This is a genomic window from Chryseobacterium sp. IHB B 17019 (assembly GCF_001456155.1).
Lineage (GTDB): Bacteria > Bacteroidota > Bacteroidia > Flavobacteriales > Weeksellaceae > Chryseobacterium.
Map to the genome: position 1 here is coordinate 491,334 of NZ_CP013293.1, position 25,198 is coordinate 516,531.

The following is a 25,198-nucleotide window of genomic DNA, read 5'->3' on the forward strand; positions in this document are numbered from 1 at the left end:
TTTAAGTACAAATATTTTTCATCTAATCCATAATGAAATAATATGAAAGCTGTACTTCTTAAGCTTAATTACCCTTTCTCTTATGGGGTAAACCCATTTATTGAAGAAATCAATGAGGATGCCCTTGATTGGGCAAAAAAATTTAATCTGCTTCCTTCCGAAGAATCTGCAAAGCAATTTGATGAAGGGAAACTAAACTGGTTTTCGGCAAGACTATACCCTACCGCAGATCCCGAGGGTTTATTCCTGACTTGCTGCTGGACCACATTATTTTTTTTAGCTGACGATATCTGTGATAAAGTACCTGTAGGCCAACAGAAAGCCTATGTAGAAGGGCTTTATAAAACGTGTATGGATATTTTGCAGAATGAACCTGTATCATTTGAAAAAGATAATGTTTTTGAGGCCTGCTTTGTAGATTTATGGCAACGCTTTAAGCAAAGGGCAGACTCAGAGTGGCTCACATGGTATATTCAGGAAATGAAAGACTATTTTGAGGCCTGGATTCAGGAAGCCGAACATTTAGATCACAATGAATATTTTCAGTTGGAAGATTTTTTACATCAGCGTCCTTATTTTTCTGGCGGGCGTGTATGTCTTTCTATGGTCTCGCTAGCAACTAAGTTTCATTTGCCCCACTATATATACCAAAACCCGGTGGTGCAGGAGCTTATGCATATCGCCGCTAGTGTCCCCGCATTAGCCAATGAGCTACATTCTTTAGGTAAAGAGTTAAAGGCTGAAAATCGTATTAGTAATCTGATTTCCCTACTAAGGGAAGCCAGACAACTTACATTTTCGTCAGCTATTGATGAAATACTCGATATTCATAATAAGGCTTTGGTCAGGTTTCAAGAGTTAAAATTACAATTACCTTCTGTAGATCCTCAAACGGACAGTGAGCTTTTACGCTATGTACAAGCTCTAGAAGCAATGTCAAGCGGCAACCATGAATGGGCAATGAACGATACTAATCGTTATTACGATACCTTCTCCTTTTCGGATATGGACTATGAACAGTAATTTTTTAGTAGGAACCAGATTTTGCCATTGTAATTACAGCCCAGCAGTATTATTTGATAGGAATATTAATAATTACGTTAGCATTATACAATGCATAGCGGGTTAATAATATTATATTAAATGTTAATAATCATTAAAATTATCTTAATTAATTATTAATATTTCCCATTATAGTGTGAAAATATAGTTGAGTTATCGTGATTTTATTGTTGTTAATTTATTGGTTGTTAGTTGTTTATATATGTAATTATTTCCCTTTATAGTAGAATTACTACAACAAATCGTAGTATTACTACAAAAAATAAAATTAATATTTAAAAGCTTTCAGGTTAAAAATATGAAGTCTATCTTTGACTCAACAAAATCACCAAATCACAAAATATTAACGATTAAAATTTACAAATCATGGCAGCAAATTCAAGAGGAATCTTAAAATTCAACGGCGGCGAAGGTCTAAAATTATTAAAGCTAAACTACAGCGTATCAAGATCTACAGATGTTTCTGGTAGAGTAGCTTCAGACCCTTCAAACGCTCTTATCAAACTTACAGTGGAAGCTACTGAAAAATCTGACATCCTTGAAAGCTTATTAAACGGAAAATACAAGCCTACCACAGGTGAAGTTACATTCAACAAATCTCACGAAGAAGGTACTTTAATTACTTTGACTTGGGAAAACGGATATGTAATCCAACACGAAGTAGACTTCGATGCTGTAGACGAAAACAGTATGTTGATCAGCTTCATCGTAAGCGCTGAAACGATCGACTACGGAAATTCGAAATACGCAGGTCTGTGGCCTGGAGGTAGTAACTAAAAACTACAATCATCTTAGTAAAAATAAAATTGGTTACAGAATAGTGCAGCTCTTTCACAGAGTCAGCTATTCTGTTTTTTTCTTTTTTGAAACTAAATTATTTCAAAATTTTAAATTTAAATGATTGTAAAATCAATAATAAAATTAAAGTTTGACTAATAGAAATTTATTTGATTTTTTATCGAATAAATTTTAGCATTTAAAACAAAACACACCAAATTATCAAAATTTAAGGCTATGTTTCAGGATGACAATACGCCAAAAGTGCCTTCTTCAGGAAAATCTTCCATGACAAAACAGGTCGGGGAAATGAAAGAAATGGCCAAAAACCAGGCGATAAGCAAGGCTTCAGAAAAAATTCAGCAGAAAACAAGTGGAACTGTTCAAAAAGCAACTCAAAAGCTGGCTCAGGCACAGGCTTATACAGGTGTTGTTCAGGGCGCATCCGGAATGCTGATGAATCAAAAACTACAGCCCAATACGCCCACTCTAGTTAAAGATAAAGTCTGGTCTCAGCAGCCGACTTCAAAAATACACAATGCAAAAGCAATTCCCGAAAGCCAGATTCAGGGTATCAACCGTGTGGTGAAGCTCGATATTGTAGTAGAAGGAAAAGCAGTAAAGCATTTTAAACATTTTCAGTTAAAACAAAGTGCAACCAGACACCATGAGTTCAGCATTACGCTGGCTCACGACACATTAGGAAGTGCAGAAAATCACAATCTGGAAGAAGCCCAGAATTTTCTTGGCAAAAGAATAACCGTAGTTTTCAAATATAAAGACGTTGAAGACGGCCCGGAAAGGAGTTTCGTGGGAGTCATCACGGAAGTTGGCTTCAGCCAGGAAAAAGGCAGCTTGGGAAATATCGTTCTCACAGGCAATAGTCCTACGATTCTTTTAGATTCTGCCCCGCATATCCAAAGTTTTGGAGGCACGCAGGAAATCAGCTTAAACAGTATTGCAGATCAGGTCATAAAAGAAGGTCTGGGACAGGGAAAATTTGATGTCAGAGTAGATGCTCAGCACGGCAATGTTTCCTACAGCTCACAATACGAAGAAACGCATTACAACTATCTGGCGAGAATGGCAGAAGCGTATGGCGAACAGTTTTATTACGATGGCGAAGTCCTTCATTTCGGAAAGTTACCACCACAGGAAAAACCTGTGAAATTAACGTATGGAAGCAGTGTTAATGATGTTAGAATCAGAATGAAAGCACAGCATGTCAATCCAAGTTTCTACGGCTACAACAGCAGTAAAAACGAAAAACTGACTACCGGAAGCTCAAAAATTTCCCATACTTCAGATATTGCAAAACGCGCTTATGAAATTTCAGAAAAAACCTTTACAACACCTTCATTAAGGGTTGCCCCAATCAAGGCATCATCTTTCATGGATGTGGAAACTTCCCAAAAAGGAACGGCAGGAAGCAAGGCTTCTGATGTTTTTGTAACCTCCGGAAATACAACGGTTCCGTTTTTATATCCGGGCTGCATTGCAGATATTGAAATGCGGAAAACCGACAGCAGCGAAACCTCTTATTTCACCAAATTAATGATCACGGAAGTAAACCATGAAGTGGATGCAAGAGGTTATTACACAGGGACTTTCGATGCCATTGCTTCAGATACGGGCTTTATTCCCAGACCGGAATTTCAGACTCCGAAAGCGGATGCACAGTTTGCAAAAGTAATTTCAAATACAGATCCTTTAAATCAGGGAAGAGTTCAGGTTCAGTTTGACTGGCAAAACGGCTCTACCACTACAGAATACATCCGTGTAATGACTCCAGACGGCGGTGGAAGCGAAAAAGTAAGCAAAAACCGTGGCTTTATGGCTGTTCCGGAAGTTGGGGATCAGGTGGTCGTAAATTTTGCACATCAGCATCCTGACAGGCCTTTTGTCATGGGAGGAATGTTCCACGGCGGAGTTGGCGGAGGCGGTGGGGCCGGAAATAATATTAAAAGTTTAAGCAGCAAAAGCGGTCATACCATCAGTCTCGACGACGGCGGTGGAATGACGGTTGTAGATAAAGATCAAAACTCCGTTTTTCTCGACGGAGCCGGAAATATAAGTGTTACCAGTAAGATTACCATTACCATGACGTGCGGTCAGAGCTCGATTTTCATGGATAAGGATGGAAATATCCAAATCAAAGGAAAAGAAATATTTGTTCAAGGCGATAACATTGGTGTTGCAGGAACGGCGAGCATTGGCATGGGCGTAGGTCCGGAAGGTGGAGATCCTACTTCGGGAATCGGTATTGAACCCACTACACTGGATGTAGGAACTACAACGCTTTCCATGGGAGCAAAAACCGAAGCGAATCTGAGCAGTGCAAAGATCAACATCGGAGGTGGAAGCGAAACCAATATCGTAAGTGGAACTGTAAAACTGAATTAAATTTAATTTAAAACTAATGAATCCTGTAGATCTGGAGTTGGTAAAATTAAAAAGGCAATGGCACAATGTCGTTTCAAAAAACGAAGAAAAACCCATGTTCATCTGTCTCGGCGAAAAACATGAAACCGAGCTTTTTGATGGATTTATAAAATCAAGATTGTCTGAGGATTATGATGGAGAAGATGTTTTTTTAATTCATTATCAGGAATTTAACGGCATGGATTCTTACGGTCAAAGCTTATTTGATGAATGGAAAGAATTTTATGAATTACTGGAAAAAAGCGAAGAAAATATTCCGCAATGGGAGCTGAATGCTGCTGATAATAAGTTTAAAACTGATGCTTATAAAGCGTTTTTTCCTTTATTAGATTTAAAAAAGAACTTTCCGAATATTAAAGATTCCAAGATCTATTTGTACATCGCTCCGGTGAGAATCAACGATATTAAAGAATTATCACTTTGGGTAAAAGAATGGTGTGAACTCTGCGAAAAGTCAGTAAATCAGGATATTAAGCTGGTTTGGGCAGAACATCATCAGTACAAAACCTTACCGGACAATTCATCAGCACATAGTTTTAGGGTTGAGGTTGATATTCATCAATTAATGCAAAATACGGCAGCTCATACCAATAGAAAGAAAAACAGTGTAGATACGGATTTCCAGCAGCAGATTCTTACGGCAAGTAATCATTTAAGTAAAGGAAGATACAAAGAAGCTGAATTTGCATTGAAAAATGCGGTAAAATTAGCCAAAGAACAGAAAAACAAACAGGGAGAAATCTCAGCTTATTTTATGCTGACTCAGGCTTATATCGCCGATAAAAAAAAGGAAAGAGCAGAAGATACGTACCGTACAATATTTGAAGAAGTAGAACCCAATTCCCCGCTGGAAGTTCAGATGTACATGAATTACGGGAGTTATTTGTTGGGAAATTCAAAAAAATCAAAGGCAGAGCAGGCATTCGAAAAAGCTGCCGAAGTAGCCCAGACAATCGGCGAACATGCAATGGCCATCGAATGTTACAGGATTATAGGAACATTAAACGATACGGTTTTAACGAAAGATAAAATGATCGAATATTTCGAAAAATGTCTCGACATAGCAAAACTAATGGAACCTTCAACAAGGGAATCAAGCAGTTTGAAATTTGTAGCATCCATGCTTTACATTAAATATGAAGGCGACAAAGACAAAAAAACGACATTAGATAACGAAATGAAAAATTATTTTGGCGAAGACTGGACGGTGAGTGTGGAAAAGCCGAAGTATAATTAGACAATTTTGTCTTTCAAAAAAATAAGCAGAGCGCTTTGTTTATGTTATATAAATTAAAATATTCAAAAACTTTATATGGCTTTGCGATAAAAATTTTAAAACACACCAAATCTCAAATTAAAATATCATGGCAGCTCAAAATAAAAATGTAAAAAAAATAAAGGTTGCAAAGCCAGATATGAATCCGGACCGTTCGCTGAGTGTTTCGGCGGACGTTACTTCATTCAGCACAGAAAAAACCACGCAAGGCTGGAAAAACGGGATGAAAAACAATTTCGATTCCCTGAATCCGGTTTCTATGGTGAAATCTGTAGTCGGGGCAGACGGCAATGCAGGACAATCAGGAGGTGGAAGCGGAGGCGGACCTTCCGTAACGGCGGAAAAGGCTGCGCCGCAAAGCAAGGTTAAATTAATTAAAGTTAATACTCCTGCCATTTCACCCACCGCAATTCAACATACGAGCAAGCATTTTGATATTGTCCTGGCGATCGATATCCATTGGACTTTGATTCCGCCGCCGCCGTCATTTATGTTGATTCCGTTGCCGTTGCCCCATCCGTTTATCGGGATCGTTTTTGATATCATGGATTACATAAAATTCACGATTCCGATTCCACAATTTATTAGAAATTTAAAACCAGACCTTCCGGAAAGTATTCCAATGGGAGGTTCAATATATGTTCATGGAAGACACAAAGCCACGACTACTACGAGTGTGATGGGTGTTGTAATTCCTTTCAGGCACGTTACTTCTTTGATTCCCGTTTACTTGATCCCGTTTTTACAGGAAGCTCCGCATGAAGGGGAAGTGTACTACGGCGCACAAACCGTTCTGGGACAGGGAAGTAAAATGAGCGGAAATCAACCGCAGCAGGTTCTAACGTGTATGGGATTGCCTTTTGGGATGACCATGCTTCCTGCCATGCCGAACAAGCCGAAGAAAAATCCGCTGGCTTATTTTGCTTTTTATAATAATTTCTCAAGTTTATATATTCAAATTAATACGGGAGGCCCTGTGTTGGTGGGTGGTGCGTTTGTACCTCACGTTTACACGCCGGGCGAAATGCTGATGCGTTTTGCGGGAATGGCCTTAATGAGAGGGTTAACGAAGAGTTTAGGAAAAGGGGTTACTAAGTTTAATCACTTTTTACAGGGAAAATTCGGAAAGACAAATCCTGTTTCAAAAGCCTTGTGTAAAGTTGGATTAGAACCGGTAAACTTTGCTTCCGGAGCGATGTTGTTTGAATGGGATGATTTTGAAATTGAAGCCGGAATACCTTTAAAATGGACAAATATCTGGTACAGCGACAGACCGTACCAACATGGAATTTTAGGAAACGGAATTTTCAATTCTCATGATCTGTATATCGTTCCAGATGAAGAAGATAATGTTGCAGCCTGGGTTCATCCCGAAGAATTGCAGCCGATGCCGATTCCTGTTCCGCCGATTGGGGAAGAATTAACGTATTACAGAAGTCAGAAAATCTGGCAATACCGTCCAAGCAGCAGTATCTGGATCATCAGAAAAGGAACGGATATTTATACCTACAAACGTTTCCACCATGCTACGGAAGGAAGTATTTTTAAGGTAATTCATATTGAATATGGCGACGGAACCATGAGGGAATATGATTATCAGGATAGAAATATTGTTTTAAAGAGCATTAAAGATGTTAAAAGTGGTTTCAGCATCGAAACGGTTCTTCATCCTGAACTTAAAAAAATTGCTGAAGTTTATTATTGCTATAAAAATAAAAGAGACCTGCAGGTTCGTTATGATTACGATGAACGCGGAAATCTTACCCATGTCTGGGATATTCACAAGAAAGCCATCGTTTTTGAATATGATGATCAAAATCGGGTGATCCGCAGAACCAACAGGAATGAAATGAGCTACCACTGGGAATACGACAAAAAAAACAGAGTGGTTCATACCAAAGGTCTGGAGGGTTTCATGGAAGGTTTTTTAAACTATAACGATGAAGAAGGCTATACAGAAGTCATTTATCCAAAACAAAACAATAAAACCGAAAGATATTATTACGATGAAGATCTTTTGGTGTACAAACAAATCGATGGTGAAGGCGGTGAAACCTGGTATGACTATACTTCCCACAACGAATTAAAAATGATAGGGACTCCGGAAGGCCGTGTTCAGGGATATACTTACGATGAATTTGGGAATATTAAAACTTTCCATACGCCGGATGGTGAAGAATATCATTATCAATACAATGAATTCGGGCAGGTTATCGCGCGTTATTCTCCTTCAGGAACTTCCGAAACATGGATTTATGATGAAGAAGGAAGATTAATAAGTTATACAGATCCTACGGAAGAAACAATTAATTATCAATATTTAAATGATGAAAAACTTCCTGAAGGCAGTAAAAAACAGGAAATTGAAACACATTACGAATACAACAACCGAAACCAAATCACAAGAGTAACCAACAATATCGGAGGCGAACAATACTGGAAGTATGATGATTATGGAAGATTGCTGGTTTTCAGTCCGAGAGCTATGAAAAGAACACTCTGGAATCGGGATAAGATGGGCCGTGTGGTTGAAATAAATGAGCCGGGACAATTGCCATTAAAGCTTCGTTATGATGCTTATGATCTTCCGGTTTATGCAACCGACGGAAAGGCAGAATGGTTGCTGAGCTACACTCCGATGGGAAGCCTGAAACGTCAGGTTCGGAGAAATGCTTTAACTTATAAAAAAGAAGAAACCCTGGTTTTTGGCTATAACGCTTATGAAAACCTGATGAGCATCACCAATGAAAAAGGCGAAGTTTATCAATTTGAAAGAAATAACAACGACGATATTATTGGGGAAACCGGTTTCGACGGACAGAAGAAATTCTTTGTAAGGGATAAGGACGGATTAGTTACTCAAAGTCGAAATCCGAACGGGAAAAATATTTTTTACGAATATGATTTAGGCGGAAGATTAACGCAGACTCACTATCCTGACGGAACCTGGGAAGCGTATCAATACGATACTTCGGGGATGTTGATAAAAGCTGATAATGAAGACAGCAGCGTAACTTTCCAGAGAAATAAACTGGGATTGGTAACCAGCGAAAAACAAGGCGAACATTCCATTAATTATGAATACGACAGTGAAGGAAACCTGATTGGCTTAAAAAGCAGTTTAGGCGCAGAAATCGACTATGCTTATAATGATCTTGGCCAGCTTAAAAACGTGACTGCAGCTACAAAAGATGTTCATCAGCCTTGGCAGATGGATATCGACATAAGCCGGAACGGGCAATTATTCTCCCGTAAAATGACCGGTGGTGTCGAAAGTATTTTCGAATTTGATCATATCGGAATGCCTGTAAGTCAGAAAGTAATGGTGAATAAAACCAATACGGCTTTCCATAAAGATTATCATTGGGCAGCCGGAAGCCGATTATTACAGGTTTTAGATAGGGTAACGGGTGGAAGAACAAGATTCGATTATGACGCTTTCGGAAGTTTGGTTGCGGCGGAATATTCAAACGGCGAAATTCAGTACAAAAATCCTGATGAAACGGGCTGTTTATATGAAAGTGCAAAACGAACCGACCGAATTTATGACAAAGGCGGAAAGCTGATGCGCGACAAAAATTGGTTTTATCATTACGATGAAGAAGGAAATTTATTATTAACAAGCAAAAGGCCAATTAATAATTTAAAATCACATCAAAAAGAAGAAGAAAATAATTCTCATCCATACTACAAATCTATCGCCGCAGACTGGTTGAATGAACCGAAATTGCAGGATGGAGATAATTTACCAAACGTTAATGAAAATCCTTCATCCGAAATTCAAAAACCGGAATGGGAAAGCGGAGATTGGGCGTATTCATGGAATGCGAATGGAATGCTGGCAAAAGTAAAACGGCCGGATGGGAAGGAAGTGAGCTTTGAGTATGATGCGCTCGGAAGAAGAATTTCAAAAATTGGAAATAGAAAAATAACGCGCTATATTTGGGATGACGATGTATTGTTGCATGAATGGAGTTATGATATAGAGGATATTCCAGCAACTGATATTGATGATAAAGGTGAATTGAAAACAAGTTCAGAACCTGTAGAAAATATTGTGACCTGGATATATGACGGAAGTGGATATACTCCTGTTGCAAAATGTATTGGAGGTGAAAGATATTCTATTATAAGCGATTATTTAGGAACACCGATTCAGGCATTTGATGAAAATGGAAAACTCATTTGGGAAAGGGAGCTTGATCTTTATGGAGATATAAGAAAAGAAAAAGGAAATTTTAATTTTATACCTTTTCAATATCAGGGACAGTATTATGATCCGGAAATTGAGTTGAATTACAATAGATTTCGTTATTATGACCTGGATTCCGGAGTTTATATTAGTAAGGACCCAATTGGATTATTAGGTGGTTTCGGGTTATACAATTATGTGAAAGATACTAATGCATTGTTGGATATTCTAGGTCTGATGCCTAATAATACGCCAATTGGTGATATGGCGGAAGGAAATTTTGTAGATGGATTAAGAAAAAGAGGATGGAATGTTTATACCGAAATTAAAAATGGTTCTCAAAATGGTATTGATGTTGTTGCACAGCATCCTTTAACGAAGAAAGTACACGTTTTTGAAGTAAAAGCAAACACTTCAAGACTAAGCATTTTGCAAAAAGGAGATGATTATATTCAGAACATTTTAGATGAAGTAAGAAACAAAGGAACATTACGAGGGCAAAAAGTTGATCCTTCAATGGTAAGAACTGCAAATATTATAGACAGAGATATCAGAGCTCACGGCATTGAAGGAAGGCTGATTAAATATAAAGTAAATAAGGCAACTGGCGATGCTACAATGACAAGAATGAGTAAGTGGCCACAGAAATATTCATAAATATGGAGCATAAAAAAATAATAAGTGAGTTTAATAAACAGATTAATACATTAAAAAAAGAAGGAGTAAGCCAAGGAGAAATCGATCAATATTATGACTTGATAAAACAAAGTATTCAGGATGATATTAAAGACGGTTTTAAGGAAACAATTGCCAGAAATCTCACTTTAGGCATTGGTATACATGCTGGAGATTATCCTAAACACCTTATTTTAAATGACCAGAAAGAAGGCTGGAAATATATTACCCGTTATTTACTTTGGCAGCAACATATTTTACAAGAGCTTTTTACTTATAAAGAAGTTACATCAAGATCTGTAGGATGCATTATTGGTTTATCTTTTCTTTGGAATATGAAAGATATTGCAAAATTGTCAAGAGAATATTTTCAATTATTATTTGAAGATGATAAAGAAAAATACAAGCAAAAAGAAACCCATCACTTGTTTATGGCGATTTTGTATGACCTGAGTGAAACAAAAGAAATAAATCAGGAATTATATGCAGCTTTACCCGAAGAAAATATTTATAAAAGATATCTGGATAATTGGGAATCAACGGACGAAAAAGTATTAGGTGATTTACTTTTTGAAATGTGTGATTTTCATATTTACAGCTCATTGGATTTGAAAAACAAATTTTCTGAAATTCTTTCATTAAATTATATTCCATATGAAATCAGATCAATAGAAAAAATTAGAAAAGATCAAGGATTACTTAATGTAAAAATCATTCACCCATTGCTTGAAACACAATTGGCCGAAATCCCTGAAGCCCCTTATGAATGGGATTTATCTAAGGATGAAATTTATCAGTTCTTAATAAGGAGAGAATGACTTTAAAATAAGAATGAGCTTAGAAATAATAAGTAATTATCAGGAAATTTGCATAAAGAGCAATTTCAGGATTTAGTAAACAGATACGAAATTATTCTAAATATATAAATAATGCACATTTGGTTAGGAAATTTTCAATCAGAAAGGGAGTTTGAAAAATACCTGGATCAGAAAGAATATCTCGATGCATGGGCAATCTATGACAATGAACTCCCTACAGGAAACGAAGACGACGTGGAGCCGGATACAGAGCTAAGATGCGATTTCTGTAAAGAAGTCAATCTTTATACTTACGACGAAGATTCTATGATCATGAAATATTATCAGGATGCAATAGAAATTAGAGCTTTAGCAAAAGATATTCTGGCAGATGAAGAAGAGCTTGGCAGCGTATGGAAAAAACATACGATCAATAATGCAAACGCTGTAATTGCCTATAAGGTCAATGATTTGAGTGAAGAAGATGCCTCCAACTCAAAAACGGTCGAATATTTAGGTAAAATAACCCGGATTTCAGCAGCCAGCACCGATGAGTTTGGAGTTCATCATTTATGGGTAGGCAGGTACGACTTTGAAAAAGAGGAAATTAAAGAAATAATTGATGTAGATGAAAACGAAATTATAGACTTAAATTTTTATTACAGCTACATGAAAGAAAAGCTGGATGATATGATCATCAATCGGATAGAAGATTTTAATGTGGCGGAAAAAATGATCTTAAAAGCTGATGAAATGAAAATTCCCAATGAAGTCAATGCTATTTTAGATTTATTTTTAAATGAAACTTCAGAAATAGACGGAAAAAAAATTGGGATGAACCTTGGAATGAAGTACATCGGGAGGTTTGAAGTGGAATAATCAACAATGTCCTAAAAAAAGTTAATTAATGTTATAAAAAATTTCCCGAAACAGAATTTTATTATCTTTAAATAAGGAAAATAAAAACAACTAAAGTATGGAAGCCTACAACTTTGAAACAACGATTAAACCCTTTTTTTGGGTAGCCTCAGAAAAAACTTTTTCAGTATGTTTGAATGCAGGATCTTATAAACCGGACATTTTCGAGTGGAGAAAAGACGAAGGTTTTGAAGGAAACGGGTACGATTGGGCGTCTTTGGCAAAAGTTTTTTTGAACGAAAAAAAATCCCATCTGGCAGAAGACATCAAATTTGATCCCGAAGCAGATATGTTCTGCGCCTATTCCTCGAATCCGGAAAGTCTCAAAGAATTTGTCACGGACTTTAAAAAAGCCTGCGAAGATGAAATGGTGATTCAGGATTTATTTTCAAAAGCAGAAATAGATTAAAATATTTTATACAATGTAAAGACCTCGTTTTCGGGGTCTTTTTTTTAGGAGCTGTTTGACTATGTCGAATTGCAGATTTATTTTTTTTGAAGCCATTTCCCGCTTTCCGCACTCGCTATTTTCTGGGTTTTTTTGGCGCGGCGGCGAAGCCGCCGCGCCAAAAAAACCCAGAAAATGAGCTCAAACAAATGCTTCAATCGGGCTAGGGAGTCTGTCGTTATACGGGTGGTGGACAATTCGTCAATAGTCAATTTTGCTTTGCAAGTGAATAGTGAATGAGTGCTGTAAAAATTGACGATTAACATTTCACAATTCACTCTCAAACCACCCCGTCAAAAATTCTTACGAATTTTCGCCACCCCTCCAGAGGAGGGGAATTCCAGCGCGTTAAAACAGTCCGGGGAAATGAAATATTAAACAAGCTTTCGGTCTTGAACTTTTGTTTCTTTTATTTTAAGACAAAAGAAAAGACAGTAATTTCTTATATTTGTTCTTTATGGAAAATATGGACGCAACTCAAGATAAAAGACTATTTCTCATTGATGCCTATGCAATGATTTTCAGGGGATATTACGCATTGATCAGGAATCCCAGGCTTACCAGCAAGGGGGTGGATACCTCTGCTATTTTCGGTTTTACCAACTCTTTGATCGAATTGATCAGGAGAGAAAGACCGACACATTTAGCGGTGGTTTTTGATGTCGGACAGGCAAGTGTAAGAACGGATGATTTTGCGGCCTACAAAGCCAACAGAAGCGAAACTCCCGAAGCTATCAAAACTGCGATTCCGTATATCCACAGGATCTTAGAAGCGATGCACGTCCCGATTTTAGGAGTGGAAGGATATGAAGCCGATGATGTGATCGGAACCATTGCCTGCAAAGCCGAAAAAGAAGGGTACACGACTTTCATGGTAACACCCGATAAAGACTTTGCACAGCTTGTTACAGATAAAATTAAAATTTATAAACCAGGCTTAAAAGGCGGAGATATAGAAATTCTTGGTGTTGATGAAGTCAAAGCAAAATATGAGATCGAAGACCCAAAACAGGTGATCGATTTCCTTGCGATGATGGGTGATGCCGTTGACAATATTCCCGGACTGGAAGGCGTTGGCGAAAAAACAGCCATGAAATTCCTTAAAGAATTCGGCAGCATTGAAAACCTTTTAGCCAACACGGATAAATTAAAAGGAAAATTAAAAGAAAAAGTAGAAGCTTCTGCGGAACGTGGGATTTTATCCAAAAAATTAGCAACTATCATTTGTGATGCGCCTATTGAATTCCATCAGGAGCAATACGATCTGGAAACCCCTGATTTTGAGAAGGTAAAAGAAGTTTTCGATGAAATAGAATTCAGAAGGCTGTACGAAAATTTATACCGTGCTTTTGCGCCTGCACCTACGGAAACCATTGTTGTAAGTGAAGTTGAGGTTACACAGACTTCGGCAGGAACTCAGGTGAAAGGACAGGTGACTCAGCTGGATCTTTTTGCAACCTACGAAGAGCTCGAACAGGCCACTTCTACGAAATCAACAATTGAGCAAAACGACCATTTATATCAGTTTGTCAGCAATCCAAAAGCTCAGAAAATTTTAGTTCAAAACCTTTTACAGCAAAAAGTAGTTTGTTTTGATACGGAAACCACTTCCCTGAACGAGCTGGAAGCTGAATTAGTGGGAATGAGCTTCTCTTATAAAAAAGGACTGGCTTATTATATCCCGTTGTCGGAGGATCAGGGTGAAGTTTTACAGACTCTTGAAATTTTCAGGCCGTTTTTTGAGAAAGAAGATTTGGTAAAAGTTGCTCACAATTTAAAATTCGATTATAAGATTCTGAAAAGATATAATATTACCGTGAAAGGAGCCATGTTCGACACGATGATCGCACACTATCTTTTAAACCCAGACGGAAGACACGGAATGGACTATCTATCAGAAGTTTATTTAAATTATAAACCTGTTTCCATTGAAACGATTATCGGGAAAAAAGGAAAAAATCAAGGGAATTTCAGAGATGCCGATTTAAGGACTCAAACGGATTATGCTGCGGAAGATGCAGACATCACTTTCCAGTTGTACGAGCTGTTTGCGCCGCAATTGAAGAAGGAAAATCTTGAAGATTTATTCTTTAACATCGAAATGCCTTTAATGGAAGTATTGGCCAAAATGGAACTTTCAGGGATTTCCCTTGACGAAAAATGGCTGGCTCAGGAAAGTATCGACCTGGAGAACGATCTAAGACAGTTGGAAGCCAAAATTTTTGAACTTTCAGGAGAAGAATTCAATATGAATTCACCAAAACAATTGGGTGAAATTCTTTTCGAAAAAATGCAGCTTGATCCGAAGGCAAAGAAGACAAAAACCGGTCAGTACGCAACTTCGGAAGATGTACTTCAAAAATTAGCTTCAAAACATGAAATCATTAAGCATATTCTTGAATACAGAACCTATCAGAAATTAAAATCAACCTACGTTGATGCGTTGCCGTCACAGATTGAAAAAACGGATAACCGGGTACATACTAATTTCTCACAAACTACGGCTGCAACAGGCCGTCTGGCAAGTGTAAACCCGAATTTACAGAATATCCCGATCCGGACTTTGAGAGGGCAGCAGATTCGTGGGGCGTTTGTTTCAGCGGAAGGTAAAAAAATTATCTCTGCCGATTATTCACAGATCGAACTTCGTCTGATCGCCGAAATTTCTGGTGAAGATAATATGATTAAAGCTTTCCAGGACGGGGAAGATATTCACGCTTCAACGGCCGCGAAATTGTTTAAAATTCCGTTGGAAGAAGTTTCAAAAACACAGAGAAGCCAGGCTAAAACCGTGAATTTCGGGATTATTTACGGACAGGGTGCTTTCGCTTTGGCGGAACAAACCGGCTTATCAAGATCGGAAGCCAAGCAAATGATCGAAGCCTATTTTGAGACCTATCCGAAGCTGAAGGAATACATGGCAGAACAGGTAAATAAAGCCCGTCAGTTAGGATACGTTGAAACGATTTTGGGAAGAAAACGTCATTTAAAAGATATTAACTCCAATAATTTTGTGGTTCGTGGCCATGCGGAAAGAAATGCCGTGAATGCACCTGTTCAGGGAAGTGCGGCGGATGTTGTGAAAATGGCGATGATTAAAATTCAGAAAGAACTGGAAAAAGAAAAATTACAGACAAAAATGCTCTTGCAGGTTCATGACGAATTGGTTTTTGAAGCTCCGGTTGATGAGGTTGAACTAGCCACTAATATTATCAAAATGGAAATGGAAAGTGCCATTGAAACGCAGGTTCCGTTGCTAGTGGAAGTTGGTGTTGGAAACAACTGGCTGGAAGCACATTAAAAAAATAATAAAATAAAAACTTTCACTTTTAGTGGGAGTTTTTGTTTTATACTAAAACTGTGGTTTAATTTTATAATGATTTAAATTATGACAAGGTTAATGTAATAAAAGCTGTAAACATAATCCCACTTATAAGTATTAAAAAAATAACAAACTTCTTTACATCTTCAAGACCTTTTCCTTCTTTTAAAATCAAACCTCTGAATTCTTTTGAAATGAGCGTCATTAAAGCTGTAATAAAAAGCATTCCCAGGGCTGTAGAAATTCCGTAGCCAAAAGTATGTGAGTTATTTTGTTTGAACATAGGAATAAACTCATACCAAATACAAAGATTCCATATAATAAAAAAGCCTATAGCTACAGAAAGTTTTATCGGAAATCCACCCTGTTTTTGCTGTTCAATGATTTTCGGATCTTTTTCTGTTAACGGTAAATGCATCTTATCTAAAAATCCGGTATTTTTAATTTCATTAATAACAAAATTGGGATTTTTTATCGTCCAGAAAATCACATTTTGATCATAATTTGTAACTCTGTGATAGATTTTTATTCCTTGCCCGAACAGAGGAAATGAATTGTGAGGTTTTATAGAAATAATATCCTGCGGCTGAAAAATGAAGCTTCCGAGTAGTGAAGCGTTTATTTTAAAGATATTTTCATCAACATATAGATCTACAAAAGGATAAGTTAGATTAGCACTTCCAATTTTTACACCACCTGTGAGTTTGAAATTCTTATTCATGTTTGTACTATTTGAATTTTTAAACCGCAAACTCAATCCCACCAATATAAACCAAAGAAAACCAATCGCTTTCAACCGAAGTCGGTTTAGGAATTTGTCCTCTGTTCAGGAAAATAATAGAATTGATATCGAAATCAAGATTAAGTTCATTAAGTCTGTTGATGAGAATCGGAAGCCATTGCTCCGCAAAAGAATAGTCTGCAAATTTCTCGTAAATTGTTCTGTTTCCATCTTCAAAACCGTATTCTACAAAATCATGATCTAGCCAGATTGTGTCCTGCGATTCTGCAAATTTTGAAATATATTTTTCGTCAGATTCTTCTTCCATGTAGAAATTTTCATCCTCTTCTACAAACTCATAAAAATCCTCCTCAGTTTTGAAGTTTCCTACCCAAAAATCTAATGTTTCTATATTCATAATTGCTTATTGTTGCTCCGTTAAGATGATTATTAAACGGAATTTCAAATTTAAATAATTAAAATAAATATATTGCTTTAAATTACCCTTTTCCCAAGTTCACTTTCCCTAATCACTTTCTCCAATCTCGATAATCTTGTTTTCTCCTGCTTCGCACTCATAATCCAGTGAAGCATCACTTTTTTGTATGACGGAGCCTGATTATTGAAGAATTCCCATGCTTTTTTGTTGGATTTAAATTGTTTTTCGTAGGCAGGATCTAGGGTTGCAACTTCATTTTCATGAGAATAAACCCCGGATTTTTCTTCTTTTCTCAGCTCAAATGCTTTTTGACCTGCAGGCGTCATCAATCCGGCTTTGGTGAGCTCCTCCACTTTTTTGATATTGATCGCGCTCCAGTTACTTGTCGGTTTTCTTGGAGTAAAACGGTTGCAGTAGCTTTCATCGTCGATAGACCTTCTCACTCCGTCTATCCATCCGAAGCATAGGGCTTGATCAACGGCTTCCGACCACGTCATGGAAGGTTTTTTCGTTCCGACTTTGTAGAATCCTACCAGCAATTCTTTTTCGGTTTCGTGGTGCTTTTCCAGCCATTTTCTGAATTCATCCGGTGTTTTGAAGAATATTGGTTCCATTTTTTAATTAAACTAAATTCCTGTATCCAAGATAATCCATTTTCCTGAAAAAACCTCTAGCTATTTGCTAAAGGTTTTTGTATTTACTAATATTATTTTGTTGGATTTTAATTTATTTTCCAGCCATGATTTTAATTTTGGCTCATCAATTTTAGAGTCTGTTTTGTAAAGGAAAGCCGTTTCAACGCCCGTGGAATCCAGTGTATAGAAATTCTGGATTTTCCCGACGGCAATTTCATTCACTTCAGGGAATAAAATTTTGATCTCTTTCACCAGTTCCGGATTGTCCATTTTATACTGATTCAGCTCATTTTTTAAGACATTGATCTGAAGGTCTTTCTCTGAAGTATTGGTTTTTTGAAGATTGATTTCATTGAGGATTTCCGCTTTCAGGTCGGATGTATTTTGCTTAATGGTAAGTGTCGTATTATTTATTCCGAAATCTTTCAGTGAATTGTTTAGTTTTTTTATCTCAGCACTGTCAAACTCCTTAGACAAGAATGCGAGTTCGATAGATTTTGGATTCGTATGATGGTCCACTTTTTTGTAAATAATCGTATATCCGTTTTTTGTAAACTCACTGTTGATAAACTTCTCTACGTTTTGAGTATATTTTTTCTCATTCAGAAGATCATAAGCCAAATAGCAGCTGGGAACAATCATAATAATGATTAAGACAGAAATCCCATAACGGATTCTTTTCTCAAGAGTTTTATCGGTATTGGCTACGGCCTGGTATTTTAAGAATTTTATAATTAAAAATGTGGCAATACAGATAAAAAAGCAATTGATAGTATACAGATAAAAAGCCCCTGCAACAAAAGAAAGATTACCTGTAGCTATACCAAATCCGGCGGTGCACAAAGGCGGCATTAAAGCTGTGGCAATGGCTACGCCCGGAATAGGATTTCCTTTTTCAACCCTGGTAATGGATACTGCACCTACAACTCCTCCAAAAAAGGCAATAAGAACGTCATAAATATTGGGAGATGTTCTTGCCAAAAGCTCTGATTGTACTTCCTTGAACGGACTTAGATAAAAATATAATGAAGAAACCGCCAAACTTACAATGGTCGCAATAATCAAGTTTTTGATTGATTTTTTTAATAAACCGAAATTAAAAGTTGCAAGAGCAAAACCGGCTCCTACAATCGGCCCCATTAAAGGGGAAATAAGCATTGCTCCGATAATCACGGCAGTAGAATTTACATTAAGACCTACTGATGCAATCAGGATCGCGGAAGCCAGAATCCAAAGATTGGCTCCTCGGAAAGATACATTACTGGTGACGTCTTCAAGAACAATTTTAGGATTTTCCTCACCCATATGCAGGTCCAGGAATTTGGAAATAGTGTTTCTCATGTCATTAATTGTATTTTATAAATGTCAATAATCTAATAAAAAATTACATGTTTTTAATTAATTACAGCTCATCCACGCAGTGATATAAAAAAGCGGGATGAATAAAATTTCATCCCGCCTTTGCAAATATACATTTTATAAGTTTAAATACAAATTTTCTGTTTCGGGGCGGGAGCGAAGCTCCCGCCCCGAAACAGCCCGATACTTTAAGAGAACTGCATTTATTTACTCAACAATCATCACAATAGATGTAATATTCCGGAAAACTCACAAAGTTTGCTTTTCGATTGCTTACATTTGTATCTCACTATGTTAAAGGAATGAAAATGAGTTTATATATGACTGACAAAAGATACGGCGAAACAATTCATACAGATAAAAACAATTACGAATATATCACAATTCCCAACGACGAAAATAAGGTAAGAATTTATACATTGAAAAATGGATTAAAGGTTTTTCTTGCCCAAAATTTCGATGCTCCGAGAATTCAGACTTATATTCCGGTGAGAACGGGAAGTAATAATGATCCGGCTGATAATACAGGATTGGCTCATTATCTGGAGCACATGATGTTTAAAGGAACATCAAAAATCGGAACTCAAAACTGGGAAAAGGAAAAGGAATTATTAAACCAAATTTCAGATTTATACGAAAATCATAAAGCTGAGCAAGACCTTGGAAAAAAGAAAGAAATCTATAGGAAAATAGACGAAATTTCTCAGGAAGCAAGTCGGTATGCTATTGCTAATGAATATGATAAAGCGATTTCTTCGCTGGGAGCGACGGGGACGAATGCACATACCTGGTTCGACGAAACGGTTTATAAAAATAATATTCCCAACAATGAGCTTGAAAAATGGCTGAAAGTGGAAAAAGAAAGATTTTCCGAGTTGGTTTTAAGACTTTTCCATACGGAATTAGAATCCGTTTATGAAGAATTCAACAGAGCGCAGGACAATGATACAAGATTGGTTCAGTATGAACTGATGGACGCGCTTTTTCCAACGCATCCGAACGGTCAGCAAACGACCCTGGGAAAAGCGGAACATTTGAAAAACCCTTCCATGAAGGCGATTCATAAGTATTTTGATGAATATTATGTTCCCAATAATTATGCACTGGTTTTGGTTGGAGATCTTGATTTTGAAGAAACAATTCAGCTTATAGATCAATATTTTGGAGCACTTCCTTACCGAGAATTGCCCCAAAAAACTCCGATCATCGAAAAACCGATCACCGAAATTGTAAAAAGAACCGTAAAAAGTCCGACTACACCGAGAATTCAATTGGCTTGGAGAACAGAAAGCTACGGAACAAAAGAAGCTTTGCTGGCGGATGTTGTTGCCAATATTTTGAGCAACAGAGGTGAGGCAGGATTAATGGATTTAAATATTAACCAGACTCAAAAACTGCTTTGGGGACAGGCTTTTTCAGTAGGTTTAAAGCAATACGGATATTTTTCAATTGTAGCCGTTCCGAAGGAAACACAGACTTTGGATGAAGCCAAAAACATGGTTCTGGAGCAGATTGAATTAGTGAAGAAAGGTGAGTTCCCGGATTGGGTGCTTCCCGCGATCATCAATGATTTTAAAATTCAGAGGATGAAAACATTGGAAACGGCAGACGGATTGGCGACAAACCTCTATGACACATACATCAAAGGCAGAACGTGGGAACAGGAACTGAACGAAATGGATGAATACGACGAGTTTACAAAAGAAGATGTTGTAAGCTTTGCCAATGAGTTTTTCAAGGATAATTATGTAATTGTTTATAAGGAAAAAGGAGTAAACGATAAACTGATCAGGGTTGAAAACCCGGGAATTACACCCATAAAAATCAACCGTGAAACGCAGTCTGAATTCCTGGAACAGATTTTATCAGAAAAAACAGGAGACATTCAACCGGAATTTATTGATTATCAAAAAGAAATTAATACAGATCTAATTAAAAATAAAAAATTAAGTTTCGTTAAAAATAAATACAATGATATTGCACAGGTTCATTTTATTTTCCCGTTTGGAAGTGATAATGACCGTGATTTAGGAATTTCTACACAGATTCTGCAATATTTAGGAACGGAAAAATTTTCGCCGGAAGATCTTAAAAAAGAGTTCTTTAAAATTGGAGTTACCAATGATTTTAAAACAACAAATGACCAGCTTACTATATCCTTAAATGGTCTTGAAGAAAATATCGAGAAGGGAATCGAACTGCTTCAACACTGGATGTATGATGTGAAACCTGATCAGGAAATCTACAATCAATTTGTAGAAACGGTTCTGGAAAACCGGGCTGCTGTGAAAAAAGATAAAGGCCGTATCATGACGGCTTTAACTAACTATACAAAATTAGGCGAATTCTCTCGTTTTACAGATATTATTTCGAAAGAAGAGCTGGAAGGCAGTACAGTTGAAGTTTTCACAGACAGGATGAAAAAATTATTCATGTTTCCTTATCAGATATTTTTTTACGGGAAAGATTTTGAAAATTTTAAATCATATATCGGAAAATATGTTGAAAACGGAAGCTATCAGATTCCGGAACCTAAAAAATATCCTGAGCCTGAAACGAGCGGAAATGTTTATTTCACCGACTATGATATGGTTCAGATGGAAATGAGTAAAATAGGGAAAGGGCATTTGGTGAATACCAAAAATTTTGGGAAAATTAATGTTTTTAATGAATATTTCGGACGCGGTTTGTCATCCATCGTTTTCCAGGAAATCCGTGAGAGTAAGAGTCTGGCGTATTCTGCGTATGTCTCCTATGCAGCGAATGCAGAGTTGAATCATCCGGATTATATTACAACATACATCGGAACACAGCCGGATAAATTGCAGATTGCAGTTGATACAATGACCGAATTGATGACTGAGCTTCCGGAGGTTCCGGCTCAGTTTGAAAATGCCAGAAGTGCAGCGTTAAAGCAAATTGCATCAACAAGAATTACCAGAACGAATATTTTCTTTAATACATTAAGGTTAAAAAAATTAAACATTCAGCACGATTTCAGGAAAGATATTTATAACCAGATTCAAAATCTGAAATTTGAAGATCTGAAGCAGTTTTATAACACAGAAATTAAACCGATCCGCTTCAATACAGCCATCATAGGTAAAAGAGAAAACCTGAATATGGATGCTGTTAATCAAATGGGAACATTCAAAGAAGTGAGTTTAAAGGATATTTTTGGATATTAAAATTAATTTAAATATGAGATGCTTCGGCAAGCTCAGCATGACAACGCTACAAATATGTAGTTCAATGCAGAAATAACAGTTAGTATTAGAAATGTCATGCTGAGCGGAATCGAAGCATCTCCACAAAACAAAAAATAAACCCCGAAAGAAAACTTTCGGGGTTTTATATGAATTCAATTAAATTATTTCACAATTTTCATTTCATCAACCAACCATTTTGAATCAGCAAATTTGTCGATAATGAAAAGAATATACTTCGTATCAACCATGATATTTCTGCTGAAACGCGGATCATAATTAATATCACTCATTGTACCTTCCCATTGTCTGTCGAAGTTGAGCCCGACAAGATTTCCGTTGGCATCCAGCGCCGGACTTCCTGAGTTTCCGCCGGTTGTATGGTTTGTGGCCGTAAATCCTACAGGAACATCGCCGGTTTTATCCTTATAATTTCCGAAATCTTTTTTGTTGTAAAGATCGATCAGCTTTTTAGGAACATCAAACTCATAATCTCCCGGAACGTACTTTTCCATCACACCCGCCAAATGCGTCTGATAGTTGTAAGAAACCGCATCTCTTGGCAAAGAGCCTTTCACTTTCCCGTACGTGACACGTAACGTGGAGTTGGCATCCGGGAAGAATTTTCTGTCTTTATCCGTTGCCATTTGTTGTGCCATGTAAGTTTTCTGCAAGGCATCAATTTTTGTTTGAAGAGATGCAAACTGAGGATCGGCTTTGGTCATATAAGTTTCTCTCATCAAGTTGAAAAGCTGATAAACAGGGTCTTTCTTTAAACTTTTAATTAATTTATCCTGATTAGAAAATCCTTTTTCAATATCCTGAGACAATGAAACACCATTCACCTCTGATCTTCCTGTGATGATAGAATTTTTAGAAATTTCTTCAATATTCTGAATGTTCTGAGCTTCATTTTTATACTTTTCAAATCCTGCAGGCAAAAATTGTGGAGCGGTTTTGTTTGCATAAAGAGCCAATAATTTTGCCGTTACTTTTGCATCCAGTTCCGCGCTGTAATCTTTGTAGAAAGCAGCCAGTTTTTTCTTAAGAGCAGCAGTACCTTTTTCATCCATTCTTCCGGCTTCCACGGCAGTGATGTAGTTGTAATAGAGGTTTGCCAGCGTCAGAGTCTCGGCATTTCTTACAGTTTCGGAATAATAAGCATTGTTTAAAGCAAATGGAGCCTGATCGTTGTAAAGCTTGTTTAATTGATCTAAAGTTGATTTAATCTCATGATTTTTAGCAACTAAAGAACCTTCATACATCACTTTTTTCTCCACTGCGTTTGATTTTTTAAGACCTTCCACTTCACCGATCCATTTTTTCCAGTAATTAGCTACTGAAGCATATTTTGAAGCATATTTGATACGGGTGGCATCATCGGCACGCATTTTTTCGTCTAATGTTTTTAACGCGACATCTCTTACTGCAATTCTCGCAGGATCAATCTCTTTCATGATTTTTTCAACTGCAATTGCCGGAAGATATTCCGTTGTTCTTCCCGGAAATCCGAAAACAAAAGTAAAGTCGTTTTCATTTTTATCCTTGATGGAAACCGGGAGATAATGCTTCGGAACGTAAGGAACGTTGTCCTTTGAATATTCCGCCGGCTTATTGTTTTTATCAGCATAAATTCTGAACATCGAGAAGTCTCCCGTATGTCTCGGCCAAACCCAGTTGTCCGTATCAGAACCGAATTTCCCAATGCTTTGCGGCGGCGCGCCTACTAGACGAATATCTTTGTAAGTCTCAATTGTGTAAGCGTAATATTTATTCCCGTAATACATTGATTTTACGGAAATCGACTGATAAGGTTCAGTTTTTTGAGCATTTTTATAAATCTCAATATTATTGGCGATTTTCTTTGAAAGTTCAGGTTCTGTAAGGTTGTCTGTTCCCTCCAAAATTTGATTGGAAACTTCTTTAATATCAACAATAAAATCCACTGTTACCCCCGGATTTGGAAGCTCACCCTGAGGATTTTTTGCCCAGAAACCGTTTGATAAAAGGTCATTCTCAACAGTTGAGTGCGCCTGGATCTGTCCATAACCACAGTGGTGGTTGGTTAGCAATAATCCTTTTGGTGAAATAATTTCAGCGGTACAGCCACCGTTGAACTGTACTACAGCGTCTTTAATGCTTGCTTTTTGAGGGTTGAAGATGTCTTTCGCAGAGATTTTCATTCCCAAATCTTTCATTTCCTTTTCATTAAGCTCTGTGGGGATCCACATTCCTCCGTATTGCTGTGCAAACGTCATTACAGCCGGCAAAAGAAATACAGATAAAAGTATCTTTTTTGTCATAATCAAAAATTTTCCTCCAATTTACAAAGAAAATAAAGATTATAAGCATGCCTGTCGTCACTTCATACTAATTGATGTAATATTTTTACAACGGTACAAATTTTGTTGGTACAAATCCGATTAATAAAAACAAAATGATAAAAAAAAGAAAAACATCGATTTCAGTATTCTTAATGATGGGCTTATTAGTTTCATGTACACAAAATGAAAAGAAAAATGGACCTGAAACAAAAAAAGATTCCACTTCTACTGTTGTCAAAAATTCTGCACAAGAGCCTGAAAATGTTAAAAACTCTCTAAATTGGGTTGGAACATATGAAGGAACATTACCATGTGCAAGCTGTGAAGGAATAAAAACTACAATTACGCTAAATAAGGATAATACTTTTAATATAGCGACCGAATATTTGGGCGATAAAGATAACAAGTTCAATGACAAGGGTGTTATAGAGTGGGATTCTACAGGAAGTGTTATTACATTAAAATCCGGACAAGAAAGCTGGAAATATAAATTATCAGAGAATCAATTAGTACATCTTGATATAGATGGAAAAGAAATAGATGGAAAAATGAAATCTATGTATATTTTAATGAAAAAATAAAGGCATTTTTGCCTTTATTTTTTT

16 protein-coding genes are annotated in these 25,198 nt (G+C 37.0%); 11 read left to right on the forward strand and 5 right to left on the reverse strand.

The genetic code is table 11. From position 1 onward, the window contains the following. The first annotated feature begins 42 nt into the window (after nt 1-42). From ATE47_RS02340 to polA, 9 genes are all read left to right on the forward strand, one after another. A complete protein-coding gene (locus ATE47_RS02340; RefSeq protein WP_062160452.1) occupies nt 43-1,023 on the forward strand; it encodes a terpene synthase family protein in 981 nt (326 codons plus the stop codon). Nucleotides 1,024-1,428: 405 nt separating this feature from the next. Further along, complete coding sequence (gene tssD / locus ATE47_RS02345; protein WP_082632458.1) at nt 1,429-1,839, forward strand: type VI secretion system tube protein TssD; 411 nt, start codon at nt 1,429-1,431, stop codon at nt 1,837-1,839. 237 nt (nt 1,840-2,076) lie between these two features. Further along, nucleotides 2,077-4,242: a type VI secretion system Vgr family protein gene (locus ATE47_RS02350; RefSeq protein WP_062160454.1), complete on the forward strand. Its 2,166-nt coding sequence runs from the start codon at nt 2,077-2,079 to the stop codon at nt 4,240-4,242. Nucleotides 4,243-4,258: 16 nt separating this feature from the next. Next, the gene (locus ATE47_RS02355) at nt 4,259-5,518 is read left to right on the forward strand and encodes a tetratricopeptide repeat protein (RefSeq protein ID WP_062160455.1); all 1,260 of its coding nucleotides are present in this window, start codon (nt 4,259-4,261) and stop codon (nt 5,516-5,518) included. A gap of 127 nt (nt 5,519-5,645) precedes the next feature. Further along, on the forward strand, nt 5,646-10,406 hold the full coding sequence (locus ATE47_RS02360; RefSeq protein WP_062160456.1) for an RHS repeat-associated core domain-containing protein: 4,761 nt from the start codon (nt 5,646-5,648) through the stop codon (nt 10,404-10,406). Between the two features lie 2 nt (nt 10,407-10,408). Beyond that, the gene (locus ATE47_RS02365; RefSeq protein ID WP_062160457.1) at nt 10,409-11,242 is read left to right on the forward strand and encodes a hypothetical protein; all 834 of its coding nucleotides are present in this window, start codon (nt 10,409-10,411) and stop codon (nt 11,240-11,242) included. 111 nt (nt 11,243-11,353) lie between these two features. Further along, entirely contained in the window at nt 11,354-12,100 is a 747-nt protein-coding gene (locus ATE47_RS02370) for an immunity 22 family protein (protein ID WP_062160458.1), read from the forward strand. Nucleotides 12,101-12,197: 97 nt separating this feature from the next. Next, on the forward strand, nt 12,198-12,548 hold the full coding sequence (locus ATE47_RS02375) for an immunity 51 family protein (RefSeq protein WP_062160459.1): 351 nt from the start codon (nt 12,198-12,200) through the stop codon (nt 12,546-12,548). 505 nt (nt 12,549-13,053) lie between these two features. Next, nucleotides 13,054-15,888: a DNA polymerase I gene (gene polA, locus ATE47_RS02380; protein ID WP_062163414.1), complete on the forward strand. Its 2,835-nt coding sequence runs from the start codon at nt 13,054-13,056 to the stop codon at nt 15,886-15,888. Between the two features lie 85 nt (nt 15,889-15,973). On the opposite strand, the gene ATE47_RS02385 is transcribed toward polA, so the two are convergent. The 4 genes from ATE47_RS02385 to ATE47_RS02400 form a co-directional block, all read right to left on the reverse strand. After that, nucleotides 15,974-16,630 (reverse strand): hypothetical protein, encoded by a 657-nt coding sequence (locus tag ATE47_RS02385; protein WP_062160460.1) that lies wholly within the window; start codon nt 16,628-16,630, stop codon nt 15,974-15,976. A gap of 19 nt (nt 16,631-16,649) precedes the next feature. Continuing rightward, nucleotides 16,650-17,048, reverse strand: coding sequence for an immunity 22 family protein (locus tag ATE47_RS02390; protein WP_062160461.1), 399 nt, complete (start codon nt 17,046-17,048; stop codon nt 16,650-16,652). Nucleotides 17,049-17,125: 77 nt separating this feature from the next. Next, nucleotides 17,126-17,683 (reverse strand): YdeI/OmpD-associated family protein, encoded by a 558-nt coding sequence (locus ATE47_RS02395; protein ID WP_062160462.1) that lies wholly within the window; start codon nt 17,681-17,683, stop codon nt 17,126-17,128. Between the two features lie 60 nt (nt 17,684-17,743). After that, entirely contained in the window at nt 17,744-19,045 is a 1,302-nt protein-coding gene (locus ATE47_RS02400; RefSeq protein ID WP_062160463.1) for a DUF389 domain-containing protein, read from the reverse strand. Nucleotides 19,046-19,383: 338 nt separating this feature from the next. Here ATE47_RS02400 and ATE47_RS02405 point away from each other — a divergent pair, with 338 nt between their 5' ends. Continuing rightward, on the forward strand, nt 19,384-22,251 hold the full coding sequence (locus ATE47_RS02405) for a M16 family metallopeptidase (RefSeq protein WP_062163415.1): 2,868 nt from the start codon (nt 19,384-19,386) through the stop codon (nt 22,249-22,251). Between the two features lie 182 nt (nt 22,252-22,433). Here ATE47_RS02405 and ATE47_RS02410 read toward each other — a convergent pair whose 3' ends face one another. Beyond that, nucleotides 22,434-24,572, reverse strand: a complete 2,139-nt coding sequence (locus ATE47_RS02410) for a S46 family peptidase (RefSeq protein ID WP_082632459.1) — start codon at nt 24,570-24,572, stop codon at nt 22,434-22,436. A 134-nt stretch (nt 24,573-24,706) separates the two neighbouring features. On the opposite strand from ATE47_RS02410, the gene ATE47_RS02415 reads away from it, so the two are divergent. After that, the gene (locus ATE47_RS02415; protein WP_062160464.1) at nt 24,707-25,174 is read left to right on the forward strand and encodes a copper resistance protein NlpE; all 468 of its coding nucleotides are present in this window, start codon (nt 24,707-24,709) and stop codon (nt 25,172-25,174) included. Nucleotides 25,175-25,198: the final 24 nt, after the last annotated feature.

Excerpts from the sequence above, each read along its gene's own strand:
- ATE47_RS02340 (WP_062160452.1), top strand. The coding sequence starts at position 43 with ATGAAAGCTGTACTTCTTAAGCTTAATTACCCTTTCTCTTATGGGGTA.
- tssD (WP_082632458.1), top strand. The coding sequence starts at position 1,429 with ATGGCAGCAAATTCAAGAGGAATCTTAAAATTCAACGGCGGCGAAGGT.
- ATE47_RS02350 (WP_062160454.1), top strand. The coding sequence starts at position 2,077 with ATGTTTCAGGATGACAATACGCCAAAAGTGCCTTCTTCAGGAAAATCT.
- ATE47_RS02355 (WP_062160455.1), top strand. The coding sequence starts at position 4,259 with ATGAATCCTGTAGATCTGGAGTTGGTAAAATTAAAAAGGCAATGGCAC.
- ATE47_RS02360 (WP_062160456.1), top strand. The coding sequence starts at position 5,646 with ATGGCAGCTCAAAATAAAAATGTAAAAAAAATAAAGGTTGCAAAGCCA.
- ATE47_RS02365 (WP_062160457.1), top strand. The coding sequence starts at position 10,409 with ATGGAGCATAAAAAAATAATAAGTGAGTTTAATAAACAGATTAATACA.
- ATE47_RS02370 (WP_062160458.1), top strand. The coding sequence starts at position 11,354 with ATGCACATTTGGTTAGGAAATTTTCAATCAGAAAGGGAGTTTGAAAAA.
- ATE47_RS02375 (WP_062160459.1), top strand. The coding sequence starts at position 12,198 with ATGGAAGCCTACAACTTTGAAACAACGATTAAACCCTTTTTTTGGGTA.
- polA (WP_062163414.1), top strand. The coding sequence starts at position 13,054 with ATGGACGCAACTCAAGATAAAAGACTATTTCTCATTGATGCCTATGCA.
- ATE47_RS02385 (WP_062160460.1), bottom strand. The coding sequence starts at position 16,630 with ATGAATAAGAATTTCAAACTCACAGGTGGTGTAAAAATTGGAAGTGCT.
- ATE47_RS02390 (WP_062160461.1), bottom strand. The coding sequence starts at position 17,048 with ATGAATATAGAAACATTAGATTTTTGGGTAGGAAACTTCAAAACTGAG.
- ATE47_RS02395 (WP_062160462.1), bottom strand. The coding sequence starts at position 17,683 with ATGGAACCAATATTCTTCAAAACACCGGATGAATTCAGAAAATGGCTG.
- ATE47_RS02400 (WP_062160463.1), bottom strand. The coding sequence starts at position 19,045 with ATGAGAAACACTATTTCCAAATTCCTGGACCTGCATATGGGTGAGGAA.
- ATE47_RS02405 (WP_062163415.1), top strand. The coding sequence starts at position 19,384 with ATGACTGACAAAAGATACGGCGAAACAATTCATACAGATAAAAACAAT.
- ATE47_RS02410 (WP_082632459.1), bottom strand. The coding sequence starts at position 24,572 with ATGACAAAAAAGATACTTTTATCTGTATTTCTTTTGCCGGCTGTAATG.
- ATE47_RS02415 (WP_062160464.1), top strand. The coding sequence starts at position 24,707 with ATGATAAAAAAAAGAAAAACATCGATTTCAGTATTCTTAATGATGGGC.